Source organism: Micromonospora sp. HK10, from assembly GCF_000982955.1.
GTDB lineage: Bacteria > Actinomycetota > Actinomycetes > Mycobacteriales > Micromonosporaceae > Micromonospora.
Window position 1 is genome coordinate 1 of record NZ_KQ058758.1, and the last position, 1,558, is coordinate 1,558.

Consider the following 1,558-nt stretch of genomic DNA (forward strand, 5'->3'; position numbering starts at 1 on the left):
CGCGCGGTGGGCGGCGTCAGCCGTCGCTGCGGCGCACTGCCTCGTCCAGCGCCTCCGAGGTACGGCCGACCAGCGCGCTGCCGTCGTCGAGCAGCAGGATCGGGCGCTGGATGAGTTCCGGATGCGCGACCAGGGCGGCGATCCAGCGCGCCTCGGTGGCGTCGTCGCGCGCCCAGTCCGCCATGCCGAGGGCCACCGCGGCCGGTTCGCCGGTCCGGCAGATGTCCCACGCCCGGGCGTCCAGCCGGCGCAGCACCTCGGTCACCTCGGCCACCGTCGGCGGCTCGGTCAGGTATGCCCGCAGCCGGTAGGGCACCCGCGCCTCGTCCAGAGTGGCCCGCGCGGTCGCACACTTCGAGCAGGACGGGTTGTGCCAGATCTCCATGCCCGCCATCCTGGCAGACCGCCGGACCCTCCAACCTGGACACCGAGCCGGCCGTAATCGGCCGCCCGGTGCGGCACGCCGCAGCATGCAGCATTCCGGGCCATCCCCGAACCGGCACCCAGCGCGTCCGTCCGAGGGGGCGAGGGTGGCCGGCTCCGGGCGGTCAGGCTTGACCCCTGCGCGGCTCGCCCGCCGTCGGTGGAACGTCATGGGCGTATCCGGACCCGGCAGACACCCATACCGTTCCACTCGCCGCAGGACAGCCACGTCCCCGACTGTTCCGCTGGACGACCAGATGGGTCGGCCTGACCGCCTGGGCCGCCACCCTTCCGCTCGCTACTGCTCTGATGACGTGAACGACTTGGCCAGCGGGTGAGCCACACCGGGATGCGGCAGACGGGGGCATCCGGCGTCGAGGAAGGGCCGGATCGCCGCAACCGGAGTGGATCAACCCGTCCGCGCCGGCTGTGAGTCGTTGTCATCAAAAGCTGTGAGTCATGTCCGACATCAAGGACTTCTGGGCCGGTTTCGACATGAAGCCTCTGAGTCATTGCCGATATCAAGGACTTGTGAGCTGGGTTCCGACATCAAGGCTTTGGTCGTTTCCATGATCAAAGGCTCGTGAGTCGTTTCCGTCATCAAGTCGGTAGTCTCCGGAACCCCCGTCCGCCCCTAGGCTCCGACACCCGGACCATGCGGAGCTGCCGGACCTTCCATCCGGCTCCGGCGACGCGCCGTCTGCCTCGACCGTCATCCGGATTCGGGCGGTCCGTGAAGGTGTGGGCCGGTTGGGCGGTTTGAGGGACCGGCGCCCCGTGCCCGGTTTGGGGGGCTGGCGTCCCGTGGTCGGGGCCACCGGCAGGGCGGAATCATGCCGGGGCCGGGGTCGTTGAACATGGCAGACCGCGGAGCAGCCCCACCCCAGGGTGAGCAGCCCCCGGTCGGAATGATCGGCCACCGGCCGTCGTTACATCCCCCGGACCCGCGCACCACCGGTCCACCCCCGGGTGACGCCAGGGAAGCCAGGGGAATGACGTCCCGGCCTCCGTCGTTACATCCCCCGGACCGCGCACCACCGGTCCACCCCCCGGGGGCATCGGATCCAGGCCGAGGGAATCACCTCCCCGCCACCGATGGTTACACCCCCCGGACGCCCGAGCAGGTCACCCCCGA

At 70.5% G+C, this 1,558-nt stretch carries 1 protein-coding gene; it reads right to left on the reverse strand.

What is annotated here, in order from left to right:
• Window positions 1-16: 16 nt before the first annotated feature.
• Window positions 17-385 (reverse strand): ArsC/Spx/MgsR family protein, encoded by a 369-nt coding sequence (locus tag LQ51_RS09665; protein WP_046564382.1) that lies wholly within the window; start codon window positions 383-385, stop codon window positions 17-19.
• Window positions 386-1,558: the final 1,173 nt, after the last annotated feature.

Coding starts and splice junctions, on each gene's coding strand:
- LQ51_RS09665 (WP_046564382.1), bottom strand. CDS start 385: ATGGAGATCTGGCACAACCCGTCCTGCTCGAAGTGTGCGACCGCGCGG.